The 15933-nt window shown below is 58.6% G+C and carries 13 protein-coding genes, 1 tRNA gene and 1 pseudogene; 7 read left to right on the forward strand and 8 right to left on the reverse strand.

The window, feature by feature from the left end; genetic code table 11:
• Positions 1–410 precede the first annotated feature (410 nt).
• From AB7290_RS07380 to AB7290_RS07390, 3 genes are all read right to left on the reverse strand, one after another.
• The gene (locus AB7290_RS07380; RefSeq protein ID WP_085400529.1) at positions 411–1556 is read right to left on the reverse strand and encodes a zinc-binding dehydrogenase; all 1146 of its coding nucleotides are present in this window, start codon (positions 1554–1556) and stop codon (positions 411–413) included.
• A gap of 185 nt (positions 1557–1741) precedes the next feature.
• The gene (locus tag AB7290_RS07385) at positions 1742–2446 is read right to left on the reverse strand and encodes a GNAT family N-acetyltransferase (protein WP_085400531.1); all 705 of its coding nucleotides are present in this window, start codon (positions 2444–2446) and stop codon (positions 1742–1744) included.
• Between the two features lie 82 nt (positions 2447–2528).
• Complete coding sequence (locus tag AB7290_RS07390) at positions 2529–3407, reverse strand: NmrA family NAD(P)-binding protein (protein WP_085400532.1); 879 nt, start codon at positions 3405–3407, stop codon at positions 2529–2531.
• Between the two features lie 234 nt (positions 3408–3641).
• Here AB7290_RS07390 and AB7290_RS07395 point away from each other — a divergent pair, with 234 nt between their 5' ends.
• Entirely contained in the window at positions 3642–4121 is a 480-nt protein-coding gene (locus AB7290_RS07395) for a MarR family winged helix-turn-helix transcriptional regulator (protein WP_085400534.1), read from the forward strand.
• A 180-nt stretch (positions 4122–4301) separates the two neighbouring features.
• On the opposite strand, the gene AB7290_RS07400 is transcribed toward AB7290_RS07395, so the two are convergent.
• Entirely contained in the window at positions 4302–4655 is a 354-nt protein-coding gene (locus tag AB7290_RS07400) for an Lrp/AsnC family transcriptional regulator (RefSeq protein ID WP_349642885.1), read from the reverse strand.
• A complete protein-coding gene (locus AB7290_RS07405; RefSeq protein WP_349642886.1) occupies positions 4652–4825 on the reverse strand; it encodes an AsnC family transcriptional regulator in 174 nt (57 codons plus the stop codon). Before AB7290_RS07405 ends, AB7290_RS07400 begins: the two co-directional genes overlap by 4 nt.
• 377 nt (positions 4826–5202) lie before the next feature.
• Between AB7290_RS07405 and AB7290_RS07410 the strand changes: the two are divergent.
• Positions 5203–6330: pseudogene (locus tag AB7290_RS07410) on the forward strand (alpha-hydroxy acid oxidase); the annotation flags it as partial.
• A 208-nt stretch (positions 6331–6538) separates the two neighbouring features.
• Here the strand turns inward: AB7290_RS07410 and AB7290_RS07415 are convergent.
• Positions 6539–6835 (reverse strand): hypothetical protein, encoded by a 297-nt coding sequence (locus tag AB7290_RS07415; protein ID WP_085400538.1) that lies wholly within the window; start codon positions 6833–6835, stop codon positions 6539–6541.
• 625 nt (positions 6836–7460) lie between these two features.
• On the opposite strand from AB7290_RS07415, the gene AB7290_RS07420 reads away from it, so the two are divergent.
• The gene (locus AB7290_RS07420) at positions 7461–9158 is read left to right on the forward strand and encodes a thiamine pyrophosphate-binding protein (protein WP_085400542.1); all 1698 of its coding nucleotides are present in this window, start codon (positions 7461–7463) and stop codon (positions 9156–9158) included.
• 277 nt (positions 9159–9435) lie between these two features.
• On the forward strand, positions 9436–10740 hold the full coding sequence (locus AB7290_RS07425; RefSeq protein ID WP_085400544.1) for an MFS transporter: 1305 nt from the start codon (positions 9436–9438) through the stop codon (positions 10738–10740).
• A 324-nt stretch (positions 10741–11064) separates the two neighbouring features.
• Here the strand turns inward: AB7290_RS07425 and AB7290_RS07430 are convergent.
• Positions 11065–11143, reverse strand: a tRNA-Met gene (locus AB7290_RS07430).
• Positions 11144–11755: 612 nt separating this feature from the next.
• Entirely contained in the window at positions 11756–12685 is a 930-nt protein-coding gene (locus AB7290_RS07435) for a LysR family transcriptional regulator (RefSeq protein WP_085400546.1), read from the reverse strand.
• Between the two features lie 178 nt (positions 12686–12863).
• Here AB7290_RS07435 and AB7290_RS07440 point away from each other — a divergent pair, with 178 nt between their 5' ends.
• The 3 genes from AB7290_RS07440 to AB7290_RS07450 are packed head-to-tail and all read left to right on the forward strand — an operon-like array spanning position 12864 to position 15899.
• A complete protein-coding gene (locus tag AB7290_RS07440) occupies positions 12864–13745 on the forward strand; it encodes an HpcH/HpaI aldolase/citrate lyase family protein (protein ID WP_224517487.1) in 882 nt (293 codons plus the stop codon).
• A complete protein-coding gene (locus AB7290_RS07445; RefSeq protein WP_085400549.1) occupies positions 13738–14961 on the forward strand; it encodes a CaiB/BaiF CoA transferase family protein in 1224 nt (407 codons plus the stop codon). Before AB7290_RS07440 ends, AB7290_RS07445 begins: the two co-directional genes overlap by 8 nt.
• On the forward strand, positions 14958–15899 hold the full coding sequence (locus AB7290_RS07450) for an allantoinase PuuE (protein ID WP_085400551.1): 942 nt from the start codon (positions 14958–14960) through the stop codon (positions 15897–15899). Before AB7290_RS07445 ends, AB7290_RS07450 begins: the two co-directional genes overlap by 4 nt.
• The last annotated feature ends 34 nt before the right edge of the window (positions 15900–15933 follow it).

Genomic DNA, 15933 nt, shown 5'->3' on the forward strand with positions numbered 1-15933 from the left:
GCAACAACGAATGTTGCCGGCAATGCCGCGGTGTTACTCCTAGTCATCGCGCAAACCGTAGCTTTTGACGTAGTTGGGCCGCAACGGTCCTGCAAATGGCAGCTTCACGAGGAGGCGCGATTCAGATGTCGGACCAAGTTTGCGCAATGAGATCTACAAGCGCGCACACGCGAGAGGCCTTCCCCGCTTTTAAGAATTTCATCTAGCAGATCGTGCGATCACCAGCGAAACAGATCGACAGTTCCGACCTGATCTTGACAGCCGGTCCCGACACCAACTTACCTTGCTTCTTGACTTGAGCCGCGAGCTGCGCTGTAGCAAACCATTTGAATTCTGTGCCGACCGTCAGGCAGACCACGGCCGCCGCACAGAGCAGCCCTACCACGACAAGCTCGGGGAGTGGCGCTACGTCACTTACCTTTGTTCGGGTTGATAAGGAATTTTTCTCCAGTCGCCCGTTTGAAGTAGGACTCCATATTGGTGGGATCGAGCGCTTCGGCTAGTGACACCACTTTGGTGTAGTGGCTTGCAAACGTGGTCTTCAGCTCATCGACAACGCGTTGACGCAGCCTCTGTTCGCCGGCCTGTCCGATCTTCACCAGGAACGGCATCAGCAGCCAGCCGCCCAGGCCCCAAGCGGTGCCGAAGGAGCGCGTGATCTCGGTCGGTTGAGGATCAAGCGTACCGTAAACATAGACCTGCTTGTGGACCGTCGAGCCATAGCGGCTATAGGGGTATTTGCCGGACTTGTTGATGGCAGCCTCCATGGCGCTCAGGATTTGGCTCGCGACCTTTCCGCCGCCGATCGCATCAAAAGCGATCGTCGCACCGCTTTCGACCAGCGCCGCAGTCAATTCATTCGTGAAGGTCGCGGTGGTCGAATCGATCACGTGCTTGGCGCCCATCTTGCGCAGGATCGCTGCCTGCTCCGTGCTGCGCACGATATTGACCAGCGAAATGTCGTCCTTGAGACAAATCTTGCTCAGCATTTGTCCCAGGTTCGAGGCAGCGGCGGTGTGCACCAAGGCGGTATGGCCCTCGGCCCGCATCGTCTCGATCATGCCGAGTGCGGTTAGTGGATTGACGAAGCAGGAGGCGCCTTCGGCCGGCGTCGTGCCGTCCGGCAGCGGCAGGCAGTCTCCTATTTTCAGGCACCGATACTGCGCATACATCGCGCCACCGAAAGTCGCGACTGTCCTGCCCATCAGAGCCTTCGCTGCATCGGACGACCCGGTCTTGATGACGACGCCGGCGCCCTCAAAGCCGATCGGCACCGATTGATCGAGGCGGCCGGCCATCGCCGGCATGGCCGCTTCCGGCACTTTCGCGGTGATGATCGGGCGATCCTTGGTCCCTGACGCCCTGATCGTGGAGAGATCGGCGGCGCCGGTCAGCAAGCCGAGGTCGGACGGATTGGTCGGCGTCGCCTCGATGCGTACCACCAACTCGTCGGAACGTGGCTCGGGGGTTGGCACATCTACGAGCGAAATTTCCAGCTCACCACTCGCCTTAATCAACGAGCGCAGTTGTAAACCCGTCTCTTCCATACCCGACATAACAGTCTCCTTGATCACTGGTCTGCCCAAAGTGGTTCAGGCGGCTCGGCCCACAAGCGCTGTTCGGTGACGCAACCCTTTCTCGGAACGTAAACACGCATACATCCGAACATTGCAACATGTGTGGCCGAGCGACGCTCGTCGTCATCGCTGTTTCCCACCCGACCATCCCTGGGACATCGTCGCTACGAAGAGACAGCGTTTGGCTTCCTCAGACCAATCAAGTGGATCGTTTGCCGTATCGAAAATCCGACCGCCTCGTAAAGGGATGCCGCTTGATTGTCCTTCTCTACGTGCAAGATCGGGACGTTACCTCGGTCGATAATGTTTCTCACGAGTGTTTCGACCAGGCCTCGTCCATATCCTCGTCCCCGATAATTGGGGTGAGTACATACGGCGCTTATCTCGGTGTAACCAACGGGGCGCAGTCGCTCTCCCGCCATTGCCACGAGTCGGCCGTCCACTCGAATTCCGAAGTATTGGCCCAACTCGTGTGTTCGACTGCGAAAGGGACCAGGCTTTGTGATTTCGATGAGAGTCAGCATGTCGGCCACATCGGCGGTGCCGAGCGGGACCACATGTTGTTCTGGAATTGGACGGCTGAGAGATGATCTTACCATCTGTTTCAGTGTCATGCGCGCAAAAGCTTCAAGCCCACCGGTCGGCAAGATTTCAGTTGGGCTACCCAGCGCGATTTCCTCATTCGGTTGAAGAAGCGCGGCAAGGGCGTCAAAGCTCGCATCGGACGTATCCTGGATCGCTCCCAGTGGGGAAACTCCAATCGGATAACGACGAGCCCTTCCGTCACCTTCGGCAATGTCAGAATGCCCGGTCGTAAGCGAGAACCATATCGCGTTGTCGAGGACGAAATCTGCGGGAGTTTGCGCCATCTAAGAAACTGTGGTTTTGATCGAAGATGAACAGAAAGCGGGGCGAAATCTCCGCGAAAAAAAGCGGATTGTCGTCCTGGTGTTACTTGGCAAATCTGACGCGATTGGTTTCGGCGAATTTCTCGACAGTCAGGGGCTTTCTGCCGGTGAGATCTTCGACGACATTGTTGGTGCCAGCAAAGAGTCCGTCCTGATAGTCTTGTGCCACGGAGGCGATGTGCTGCACAAATCGCGGAGCTCGTCCGCTGTTTTCCATTCGCTCGCGGAACTCTGGAATGGTGAGCGGCTTGTAGACAAAGGGTCGGCCTAGCGTCTTTGTCAATTTCTCTGCGATTTCGTGGTGATTGAGTTCGACCGGGCCGTACAGAGGGTATGCCTTGCCAGCATGAGGCTTCGGGGTCTGCAAGAGTGCAGCAATCACTCGGCCTTGGTCTTCACCGGCTATTGGAGCGTGCCGTCCATCGGCAAACGGAAACTCAATGACGCCTCCTTTTACGTTCCAACCGTCCATCGGATAGAGAAACCATTCGGCGAAAAACGTCGGCCGAATGTGAGTGGTCGGAACACCAGACCAATCAAATACCTGCTCGGTGATCCAGTGATCGCGAGATGCTTCGCTTTTCGCTTCCCGGCGTGCAGGCTTTTGCGACATATTGACGATCGATTCGATCCCCGCCTCTATCGCCGCCTGTGCAAAAAACGCAGCCGCCTCAATGAGGCCTGGCTCGAACGGGTACACGAAATAAGCACCTCGGACGCCTTCCATTGCGGCCCGTGTCCGGTCCAGGTCAAGCAATTCGCCGACAACGGTTTCAGCACCTTCTTCGCGCAGCGCTTTCGCTCGAGCGTCTTCCTTATGCACGAGGGCCCGCACACGTTGTCCCGCGCGCCTTAGCGCTCTGACGGCGGCTCTGCCCGTCGTGCCGGTGGCGCCGGAAATCAAAAACAGTGGATCAACCATCGGAGTCTTCCCTCGATAGGAGCATCTTTCGATATTAGGAGTATATGCTCTTATATGCAGAGTGGGTGTCAATTGACCGTGAGACCAAGTGCTGTGCGAGATTTGGAAGATCGGTCCGGCTCTCGGCACACAAGGGGCGTGGTGGATGCGGCCGGATAGCAAGCCTGGGGTTGGTCCCGATGTCTTGGAACGCGCTGCTGCGTCTATCGCGATGGTTCGTTTGTGCGAGGGGAAGTGGAATCCAAGCTGAAGTTCCTGTATGTTCGTATTGTTGGAATTCTGGAGATGTCGGTGGAGCGAATTAACGTACGGGACTGCAATTGCTTTTTTCTCCGCAAGGCGGCCCGCCATCTCACGCAGATCTACGACACGATATTGGCTCCGTCGGGCATTCGTTCAACGCAGTACATGATCCTTGCTGTTCTGAATGAGAGAGGCAGTCTTTCTGTCAACGAACTTGCCGGAGTGATGGTTATGAATCGGACCACGATGGGTAAAAATATGAGGCCTCTTGTGCGCGACGGTTTGATTGCCGCGACCGTGTCCGACCTGGACCGGCGCAGTCGTACTGTTAGTCTCACTAAGAAAGGATCCAAGGTGCTACAGGACGCCTATCCCTTGTGGAAGACTGCACATTCCAGCTTCCAAAAGAAGCACGGAGCGCAGTTTTCAGAGGATCTTCGCGGCATGCTGGATCTTGTAGCGCGGGACTAGAAGGCTAAAGGCAAGCCGTTTGGGTGGAGTCAGCGGGAGGCGCCTCCTGGACAGCAGCTAAGGCTAACCGCTCGTCCAGATCGAAAACAATAAGCTTATGGTTGGAGCCTGCTGCGTGATTGGACGATCCGGCTCAAATTGGGCGTGAATCGAAACCAAATTGAGCGCTGACCGCTACTGTTAGCGAAGGAGCAAAGGGTCGACCGAGACAGCGTCTTTGAGCGCACGGAGCGCAAAAGTCGATCGTGAGTGCTGGATTCCCGGAATCTTATAGAGCCTCTCACGCAAAAACCGTTCGTAATGCTCCGTGTCGGAAACCACGACCTTGACCAAATAGTCATAGTCTCCAGAGACGAGATGGGCCTCTATGACTTCGGGTATACGGGCCAAGGCGGTGCCGAACTCTTCCAACACTTTGTCGTCGTGCTTATTGAGCGTGAGTTCAACGAAAACGGTGTTGGCTAAGCCGATCGCCTTGTGGTTGAGGATCGCAGCATAGCGCTGAATTGCGCCGTTCGCCTCGAGACGCTTCAACCTCGTCTCCAGCAGGCAGATTGCGAAAGGCCGGCCTTCGCGCCGAGTTCACTCACAGTGAGCCGCCCGTCAGCCTGTAAGGCCGAAAGTATCTTTCGATCGGCGAGGTCGAACGCAGGCGGCGAGGTGTCAGAGCGCCGCTCAGAACGCCTGTCCTGTCTATCAGCCATTTCCTCGGTTCCTGTTCGGCCTGTTCCGTCAGCTCCAACAAACTTCAGCAAAAATTCCGGCCATCCGCCACTTAAATTTCCTTTCGAAATGGAAAAGAACGAGGACCGTCATGCCAGGACAACAAGATGTCTGCCGCGATCCCCTTAGCCACGCTTGCTGCAGCGGTCTCATTCGCCTCTTGGGTGGTTCAACGCTTCGGCCGGATACCTAGCTTATTGTTGACGTGAACGATCAGGGTGGTCTGCGAATGATAGCCCGGCGCAGAGGCGGGTCGCATGAGGCCCCATGTCCTCGCCGCGAGCGAGTACAGACTTATTATGGGTTCAGAGGACGTAGCTGTTGAATCGCGCCCGGACCATGGAGCGTGGGAAAAAATATGGAAATCATCAGCGATATTGAGGACCTGCGCTTGCTGGCGAAGCGCCGAGTTCCCCGGATGTTTTACGATTTTGTCGATTCTGGCTCGTGGTCCGAAGGGACGTACCGCTCAAATCAAACCGACTTCCAGAAAATCCTTCTACGGCAACGTGTAGCGCGCGACCTAGCCCATCGCTCACTGGGAACGAAGATGATCGGCACGGATGTCGCCATGCCGGTTGCGCTCGCCCCGACCGGGCTTGCCGGCATGATTCACGCGGATGGCGAGATCCTTGCAGCGCGCGCTGCAGCCGAGTTCGGTATTCGCTACACGATGTCGACGATGAGCGTCTGCTCACTGGAAGACGTTGCCAAACATACCCGCCGGCCGTTCTGGTTTCAGCTTTATTTCATGCGCGATCGCGGCTTCATGGAGGAGCTGCTGCTGCGGGCGGTTGATGCCGGATGTGACGCGCTGGTTCTGACCCTCGATCTGCAGATCATAGGCGATCGCTATAAGGATGCTCGCAATGGTCTTTCAACGCCACCGAAGATCACACTCAAGAGCATTATCGACATGGCATCTCATCCGAGCTGGTGCATGAGAATGGCCGCGACGCCGCGTCGTCGGCTGGGAAATATCGTTGGGCACGCGAAAGGTGTAACCGACATGGGATCACTCGCCGAATGGACAGCCCAGCAGTTCGACTCCAGCTTGAGCTGGGATGATATCGAGTGGGTCAAGGAACGCTGGCCGGGCAAGCTTGTCCTCAAGGGCATCATGGACTCAAGGGATGCGCGCAATGCGGTCCGAAGCGGCGCTGACGCCCTCATCGTCAGCAATCATGGTGGACGACAGCTTGATGGTGCACCATCAACTATTGCGACGCTTCCGACAATCGTCGAGGCGGTCAAAGGTGAAATTGAAGTTTGGCTCGACAGCGGGATGCGTTCCGGCCAAGATGTTTTGAAGGCCATCGCGCTGGGCGCGCACGGTACGTTGATAGGGCGCCCGTTCTTGTATGGGCTGGGCGCGAAGGGTCAGGAAGGGGTGACTCGCGTGCTTCAGATCATCGCCAAGCAACTCGATTTGACCATGGCATTTTGCGGTCAAACCGACATCACGAAAGTGGGTCCGGAGATAATCCTGCCACACACGCTCCCGCGGGTTGTCGAGGACGGTGTCGCCACGGTCGCGCCGATCTCCGCGACTAGACGGTCGGCGAGAACGCTTCGCACGCCTCCAGGAACGATGTAGGGAGGCAACATTCCGCTGCTCCCACACAATATGTTGCCCGACCAGCGGCGGAGCCTCGACGGCTTCGAGGACCAAACCGCTTACCCGAACCTCTGCATTAAGCGTGGAACGAACGCACCCCTAGGCCGGCGACGAAATTGACGATCGTCTGCTGAAGATAGTTTTCCAGACCGATCGTTGGCGCGAAGTCTGATACCGCCAAGGAACGCTGCCGTGCAAGATCGGCGGCTGCTCCCGCGGCACGACCGTGAAGCGACCCGAAGGTCGGGCGCCCGTAGCCGCCGCCAAACTCAGCCAACACTTTGTCGTCGTGCTTGTTGAGCGTCGGTTTAACGAAGACAGTTTTGTCTAAACCGATCCCGGCGATTGAGCATTGCAAGCTGGCTCGCGCCATTCGCCTCGAGACCCTTCAGCTTCGCCCAGCAACAGATTGCGACAGGCCGACATTCGCGCCTCAAGGCCGAGTGCATCTTTCGATTTCGGAGGTCGACCAGGGGCAGCGCGGTACCCGAGCGCTGCACAGAACGATTGTTCTGGCTATCGGCAATTTTTCCGAACCTTGTTCGGCGGCTTCTGCGAGTTGCGACAATCTTCAGCAAAAAATCCGGTCGCCGTCCACATAGATTTCCTGACGAAGCAGAAGCGAGGATAGTCATGCCTGAACAGCAAATGCGCAACGTGGTCCTCCGAGCCGCGCTCGGAGATTGCTGTAGCGGCCTTGTTCGTGTCGTGGACGACGTTCAGCGCTTGGGCCTCCATCTGCAGACGTTGATCCTCGCTCGTGGGGATGACGGGGCTGCCGTCGTGACAATCTCATTGTCCGTTCCCTGCAATGCGATTGCTGGCTTCATTGCAACGAGGCTCGCTCGCCATCCGGGCGTAGGAAGCGTCGAGGTCCAAAGCGACTGTGCTTCGCAAAGCTTGCTGCACGCGTCCCTTTTGCAAACTCAGGTCGATTGTCGGTCCGTGGCGGACCCCGATCGATCCATCGTGTCACATACCGGCTAAAGGAGCTACCAATGTTGAGGAATACCTTTTCCAAGGTGGAGCAACTTGGCGCGCGCCGCGGCGCCGACGTCTTGCTCGAAGTACTTTCCAGCGAAGGCGTTGAATACATCTTCGGAAATCCCGGAACGACTGAGCTCCCGCTGATAGACGCATTGCTTAGCAATCCGGATCTGAAATACGTGCTGGCGCTACAGGAGGCTACCGCGGTCGCCATGGCGGACGGATATGCGCAGGCCGCCAGGCGTCCCGCCTTCCTGAATCTGCACACGGCCGGCGGCCTCGGGCACGGGATGGGCAATCTCCTCAACGCAAGCGTCTCTCACACTCCGTTGGTGGTGACAGCTGGTCAGCAGGACTCGCGGCACACCGTAACGGATCCACTTCTCTTCGGCGACCTTGTGCGGATCGCAGAGCCCGCCGTGAAATGGGCGCGCGAAGTCGCGAGCGCCGATCAACTTCCTGTGCTGGTCCGTCGCGCGTTCCACGATGCAGGCGCGGCTCCTACGGGGCCTGTATTCCTGTCGTTGCCTATGAATGTCATGGAGGAAATGAGCACGGTCGATATCGGGGCGCGGTCTCACGTGGATGGTAACGCGGTCGCGGGCTCCCTCGACCAGCTTGCGCTGCATCTCGCGGCCGTAGCGCCGGGGCGCCTCGCGCTCATCGCCGGCGACGAGGTCTACGCGAGCGATGCGGCTGAGGAAACGGTGGCTGTAGCGGAGGCTCTCGGCGCGTCCGTCTATGGGTCGTCTTGGCCGTCCCGTATTCCGTTTCCGACATCCCACCCGCTCTGGGCTGGGAACTTTCCGACCGTGGCGAAAGGCATGGCCGAAATACTTTCCCACTACGATGCGATCTTTGCGTTGGGCGGGAAATCCCTTGTCACCATTCTCTACACAGAAGGCTCTGCGATCCCGCCTGGATGTGACGTATTCCAGCTGTCCGCGGACGTACGGGATCTCGGTCGCACCTATGTCACTAAGCTCTCCGTTGTCGGCGAGCTCAAGGCATCGCTCAAGACGCTTCTTCCGCACCTGTTCGAGGCGGCGAAAGGCAATCGCGAAGCCTACACGGCGCTGCGCAAGAAAGCGCAGGTGCAGCGGGTCGCAGAATGGCGCGCGCTCGCCGAGGTCGCGGACACCCAAATGGATTGCCCCGTCACCACGCCGTTGGTCGCGGCGCGGGAAGCCGTGCGCGCGATCGGGCCAGATATCGCCATCGTCGACGAGGCCGTCGCTACATCGGGCCACGTGCGAAAATTCCTCAACAGCCACTCGCCAAACCAATACTCGTTCATACGCGGCGGTGGGCTAGGTTGGGGTATGCCGGCAGCCGTCGGCTGTTCGCTTGGTCTCGGTCGCGCACCGGTCGTTTGCTTCGTTGGCGACGGAGCGGCGATGTATTCCCCGCAAGCGCTTTGGACCGCCGCGCACGAGAAGCTCCCCGTGACGTTCGTCGTCATGAACAATCGCGAGTACAACGTGCTCAAGAACTTCATGAGAACACAGGCGAACTATGTCGCGGCGAAGTCGAACCGCTTCATCGCCATGGATATCAGGCGGCCAGCAATCGACTATCTGTCATTGGCTCGCGCGATGGGGTTGCCCGGGCGAAGGGTGGAACGAGCAGCTGATATCGCGCCGGCGATCGAGGCCGGAATTGCGAGCGGCAACGCAAATCTCGTTGAAGTTCCAATTTCCGTCGGTTGATCGGCCAACTTAATCGAGCCCGCGCGATCCATGAGGCACGGCGAATGTTCAAAGTACACACAGAGATTGCGGAGAATATCCCAGCAGGAATACGGGCATCAGCTATGGCGGGTGATAAAAAGTTCTGCCGGCACGCAGGTAGCGCAGATTCGATGGAACTTCACGTCGTATTGACTTCACCGATCAGGATGTTTTTTGCCTCATGCCTCGCATGTTGATCGCACCTCGCGTCGATCGATTGCTCCGCTCGAAAAATGCGACTGAAGGGTTATGCACGATGCTACGTGAAACACGCTTTGCCTTAGCCGTTGCGGGCAGACGATTCGACAGGTCTTCCAATTCTCCCGTGCAGGTGCTGCTGGCGAGTTTGATCGGCACCACAATTGAGTTCTTCGACTTTTATGTTTATGCAACGGCAGCGGTCCTCGTCTTTCCGACGCAGTTTTTCCCAAATAGCGATCCCACCACGGCGCTGCTTGCTTCGTTTGCTACCTTCTCGATAGCATTTTTCGCACGACCTCTTGGTGCGATCGTCTTTGGTCATTTCGGGGACCGGATTGGCCGCAAGGCCACGCTGGTAGCAGCGTTGCTGACCATGGGGATTTCGACTGTCATCGTCGGTCTCCTGCCGAGCTATGGACAAATCGGGGTCCTTGCACCGCTTCTGTTGGCGCTTTGTCGATTCGGCCAGGGTTTGGGCCTTGGCGGAGAGTGGGGCGGCGCGGTGCTGCTGGCGACCGAGAACGCGCCCGATGGCAAGCGCAACTGGTACGGAATGTTTCCGCAACTGGGCGCGCCTCTCGGACTTTTTCTGGCATCAAGCGTGTTCTGGAGCCTGCTGCATCTCATCTCGAAGGATGCTTTCCTGAGCTGGGGATGGCGCGTTCCCTTTGTTTCGTCGATTGTACTGATCGCTATTGGCCTATGGGTACGGCTTTCGATTACCGAAACACCGGAATTCCAGCAAACCATCGTGAACGCGGAGCGGGTCGCAGTTCCCGGAGTGGAGTTGATGCGGAGCTATAAGCGCAGCGTATTTCTTGGCACGTTTGTAGCGTTAGTGACCTTCGTGATTTTCTACCTCTGCACAGCCTATCTGCTGTCCTACAATGTGAAAGTCACCGGGATTTCATTGCTCGACGCGTTGAAAGTGCAGATCTACGGATCGGTGTTGTTCGGCCTTGCGACCATCGCTTCGGGAAAACTGGGCGACCGCTTTGGGCGGCGCGAATTGCTGATCGCGACCGTCGTGGCGATAGCGGCATTCTCCTCCGCATTCGGGCCGCTGCTGAACGCAGGCATTGGCGGCATCTATGTCTTTGCCACGACCGGCATGGTCCTGGTGGGGCTGAACTACGGCGTGCTTGGCGCCGCGCTGGCCGCGCCTTTCCCGACCCAGGTGCGCTACAGCGGATCCTCAATCACGTTCACTCTGGCGGGAATCCTCGGCGCGTCGTTAGCGCCCTACATCGCGACCTGGCTCCAAAGTGAGTACGGCATCAATTATGTCGGTTATTACCTGCTGGTGACTTCGCTCGTCACGCTCGCCAGCATCATCGCTTCCGCTAAAATTGAGATCTGACGCCGCCGGTAGCCGGACAGGACCAAGCAAGGACGGCAGCTTTCGCCAGAGGCGATATCAGGAGAGGCGAATGAGACAGAAATATCAAACTACCCTGGAGACGATTGGCAATACGCCGGTGGTGAGGATCAACCGGTTGGCGCTGATCGGCGCGATTATTTCGTGAAGATTGTATCTTTCAACCCGCTCAGTTCCACGAAGGACAGGCTGTCGCAAGCCAAGCCTTAGGAAGCATGGCTTGGTCGATGATCCGGGGGCCGAACACGCGCTCCATAGAAGCGGCTCTCGGCAGGCAACGAGAATGAAGTAAGCTATTGATCACGTTGGTGGGCCCGGCAGGACTCGAACCTGCAACCAGACCGTTATGAGCGGCAGAATATCGGTCACCTTCGTTGATTTGCCCGCGTTTTGTTCGAGTCCAATTGCTTTCGTTACGTTTGGTTGACGCCGTTTCCGGTGCGAAACTGGTGCGGTGCCTCTGGACCCTGATTGCTAGACGTCTCTGTGTATTGAGACCTCGCTCGCCGATCGACGCGCGGATCCCTGCTTCGTCGTGATCGGCCCGGAGTCGCAAACCCGATGACCGGCAACTATTTGCGCAAATCCGTCGAAGAGTTCCTGGCCATCACGTTGCGTGTCCGACCACGCTCCTATCTCGCTCGGGTGTGGACCGGGAGGGCACGGTGGAGCCTTCCAATGTGTTCAAGCCACCCTCGCGAGCGTACTCGCCAGCCCCGGAATAAGGGAAGGATCGTCGGTCAAAAGCGACCTTGAAGCCGAAAGAGGTCTAGACGATCCCTGTCGGGTTTCAAAGGAGTGACGGGTCGCAAGAAAACGGCAGGAGATGGTATCGTAACCATGGGGCAGTGCAAATTCGAGCTTTCATCCAGACTAGCTCAGCGAAGCTGGGCCGGAGAACAAAGCGATGTTTCGAAGGCAAAAGGGCAGATCGCACGCGCATGTTGGCGTAGATTGCGACGGGCTGTCGAATGCGCATTTGCCACGCGAGAAGCCCTCAAGCCAACCTAGCTCCAAGCCACTGACCGCCAGTCACCAATTCCCGGGCAGCCTCTTCCACTACTGCCACCACGGTGGCCGCTGCTGGAGATAAGGCTGCTCCCGCCGCCTGGCACAACACAATGGTACGATGGCAGCCCCCCTCCGCGAAGGGCATCGCCCGAATACGGCCCTGGTCGGCATCCATGCGAATGCAGCCGCCTGGCAGCAGCGAGACGCCAAGCCCGGCTTGTACGCATTGCGTGATCAGGGCGATGGCGTCGACTTCGTGTTTGACGTTGAGCGGCAGGGAGCGGGCGCGAAAATGTCCTTCTGCCGTATGGCGAAGGCCATTGCCGACCGACGGAAGGATAAACTCGTGCACCGAAGCATCCAGGAAGGAGATATGGGTCTGACGGGCACTCAGGTCGACTGAGGTCGGTCCGACAAAAAGAAGCTCCTCTTTCAGAAGTTGCTGGCAGTGCAGGCCCGATGCTGAGCGCGGTTCTGCCATTACGGCGAAATCCAACTTTCCCGCTCGGATATCGTTAACCAGCAAATGGGTGTGCTCTTGCTTCAGCTCCAGGCGAACATCGGGATAACGCGCCGTAGTGAGCTGCAACAGTGGCAACGCGAGCACCGTCATCAAGCTGTGCGGTAGTCCGACGGTCACTACACCCGACGGTCGTTCGATCGATTTGCGTACATCGTGCCGGGCCCGGTCGAGTTGTTTAAAGACAATCTGACAGTGCTCGTAGAGCCTGGCCCCTGCTTCCGTCATAGCAACACCCTTGGCCGAGCGTTGCAAAAGCACTGCACCTAGTTCTTGTTCGAGCGACTGGATGCTCTTGGTCAAGGCAGGCTGGGCTACGTGAAGACTCGCAGCCGCTTTGCTGATGCTTTTGGCCTCGACGATGTCGACAAAATATCGAAGCTTGCGAAGGTCCATGGCTGCACGTTTTAGTTGTTTAAGGCCATTCCTTGCAGGAATGCCCCTCTAACAACATTATATTTGCCGAACAAGCAATCTAAGGATGGAATGAAGCGGCTTTCCGGAAAAGCCAACGCGAAAACGGGGGCTCGCTGGACGGCGAGGTATAACCCGCTCTCATAGGTAGGTCGTGGCGATGTCTGCTACCCGTTCCCCGTCGATGCGAAGCAAGCTCTTCGTACCGGGTTCCCGTCCCGAGTTGTTCGACAAAGCGTGGCAATCGGCCGCCGATGCAATCTCATTTGATCTCGAAGATGCCGTGGCGGAAGACCGCAAGATCGAAGCGCGCGACTACGTCGCGAGGGCGCTTGAACGTCGCACAACGTCGGGAAAGGTTGTGATTGTCCGCATCAATCCCTGGGGCGAGCCTTTCTTTGCCGACGATCTTGAGGCGGTCGTGCGACCCGGCCTCGACATCGTCAATCTTCCGAAGGTCGAAAGTGCCGAAACGATCCTGGAGACGGCGCGCCTCCTCGATCGGCTCGAGCGCGAAAACGGTATCGGCCGCCGCGTTGGCATTCTCGCCAATATCGAAACCGCCCGAGGCCTTCGTGTGGCGGCCGAGATCTCGTTGTCCCATGAGCGGGTTATCGGCTTGCAGCTGGGCTTCGGCGATCTGTTCGAACCACTTGGAGTCGAGCGTAGTCCGCTTGCGCTGGCACCGGTGCGGCTGGCTGTCCGGCTTGCCGCTGCCGAAGCCGGTATCGACGCCTTTGACGGAGCATTCGTCGGCGTGGCGGATGGCGAAGCGTTCCGTATGGATGCTGAAGCCGGCCGCGCGTTAGGTCTTGCGGGAAAGAGTTGTATCCATCCCAGTCAGATCGACATCGCCAACGCGGTATTCTTTCCGCGCCCCGCGGAAATCGAAAATGCGCGGCGCATCGTCGCCAAAGCCGAAGAGATGCTCGCGCGCGGGGTCGGGGCGTTCATGGTCGATGGCGTCATGGCCGATGGACCATTTATCGACCGGGCCCACGCAGTGCTGAGAATCGTCGAAGGGGCGGCCCACCATGCCTGAAACGATGAAAACCGAACGCGCCATGCCTGCAGCCGCAGGCCCTCTGAAGGGTTTGCGCGTCATTGATTGCGCGACGCTGTTCGCGGGGCCGATCATCTCGACGCTCATGGGCGATTTCGGGGCCGACGTCATCAAGATCGAGCACCCGAGCGGCGATCCGTTACGGAACATGGGCGCCAAAAAAGAAGGGCACGGCCTCTGGTGGAAGACCACTGGGCGCAACAAGCGTTGCATCGCGCTCGATTTGAAGACCGCCGCGGACGCCGAGATCTTCAAGGCGATGATCGTCGACGCGGATATTCTCGTGGAGAATTTCCGAACCGGAACGCTGGAAGGTTGGGGGCTTGGCTGGGACGTGCTCTCAAAGATCAATCCCCGGCTTGTGATGGTGCGGGTGACCGGCTTCGGCCAGACCGGGCCGTATAGCCGACGCGCTGGCTTTGGCACGCTGGCGGAGGCGATGTCCGGCTTCGCCCATATAACCGGCCAGCCCGATGGCCCGCCGACTTTGCCGCCATTTGGGCTCGCCGACGGCATTGCGGCCTATTACGGCTGCTTTGCGGCGATGTTCGCGATTTACGAACGTGACATCGGCGGCAGCGGCAAGGGCCAGTATATTGATCTTGCCATTTACGAACCAATCTTTGCCTTGCTGGGACCGCAACCGATCATCTTCGACCAGCTCGGTGTGATCCAGAACCGCACTGGAAATCGTTCGGTCAACAATGCGCCGCGCAATGCCTATCGTACGCGTGAGGGGCGCTGGGTGGCGCTTTCGGCGGCGACACCCAGTATCGTCAAGCGTGTGCTCGACCTGACGGGGGGCCCGGGTACGGCGGATGATCCGCGCTTCCAGACCAACCTCGACCGCATCAAGCATGTCGAGGAGATAGATCGGATCGTCGGTGGCTGGATCGCCAAACATGATCTGCCCCAAGTCCTCGAGACCTTTGAGCGTGTCGAGGCCGCGATTGCGCCAATCTATGATGTTGAGCAAATCTTCGGCGATCAGCAATATATCGCGCGAAACTCGGTGGTCTCGGTACCGGACGAGGATCTCGGCCCGGTGCGGATGCAGAACGTCTTCCCGGTGATGTCGCGCACGCCCGGCGCTATCCGTCGCACCGGCGCACGGATCGACCAGGATCGCGACGAGATCATTGATGAGTTGCGGGCCGCAGGCCGGCTCCCTGCACAGGGAGAGGACAGAGCATGACAGGCGTCTGGCGGCCAAGTTCCGAACATCCGCGTGATTTCGTAGGTTACGGCCGAAAACGCCCCGATCCGCGCTGGCCTGGCAACGCCCGGATCGCCGTGAATTTTGCGATCAACTATGAAGAAGGGTCGGAATACAGCGTTCCCGACGGCAGCGGTCGTACCGAGCTTGGCCTTGCCGAGGCCCCGGGCGGGCGGGTGCCGGCCGGACAGCGCGACCTCGCATTCGAGACCATGTACGAATATGGCAGCCGGGTCGGAATCTGGCGGCTGTTCGATCTATTCCAGGAACGGCAGTTGCCCGCAACGGTGTTTGGCTGTGCTGTCGCGCTGGAACGCAATCCGCAGGTAGCGGAGGCCATCGCTGCTTCGAATTTCGATGTCTGTTGTCATGGCTGGCGCTGGGAAGAGCATTTCCGCCTGAGCGAAGAGGAAGAGCGAGAGCGCATCGCGCGCGCGGTTGCTTCTATCGAGCGCACGACCGGCAAGCGGCCGCTCGGCTGGTATTGCCGTTTCGGGCCGAGCGAGAATACGCGCCGCCTTATCGTCGAGGAGGGCGGCTTCCGCTACGATTCGGACGCCTACAATGACGAGCTGCCTTATTGGGTCGAGGTCGAGCGCAAGAACCATCTTGTCGTGCCCTACACGATGGATGCCAATGACGGAAAGTTCGCGGCTCCCTCCGGCTTTTCGGCGCCCGACGATTTTGAGGGCTATCTGAAGTCGACTTTCGACCAGCTTTACAGGGAAGGCGCCGAGAAGCCCGGGCTGATGTCAATCGGCCTTCATCCGCGCATCACGGGACGGCCGGCAAGGGCGCGGGCTCTGGCGACCGTCCTCGACCACATCCTCAAGCATGACCGCGTTTGGGTCTGCAGGCGCCTTGATGTCGCCGAGCATTGGCACGCCCACCACGCACCCTCCGAGGATGACCGATGAACAACACAACCGGCGCGCAGATCTGGGATAGCTA

The organism is Bradyrhizobium sp. 613_E4_N2_2 (assembly GCF_052075995.1).
In the GTDB taxonomy this organism is placed as follows: domain Bacteria; phylum Pseudomonadota; class Alphaproteobacteria; order Rhizobiales; family Xanthobacteraceae; genus Bradyrhizobium; species Bradyrhizobium barranii.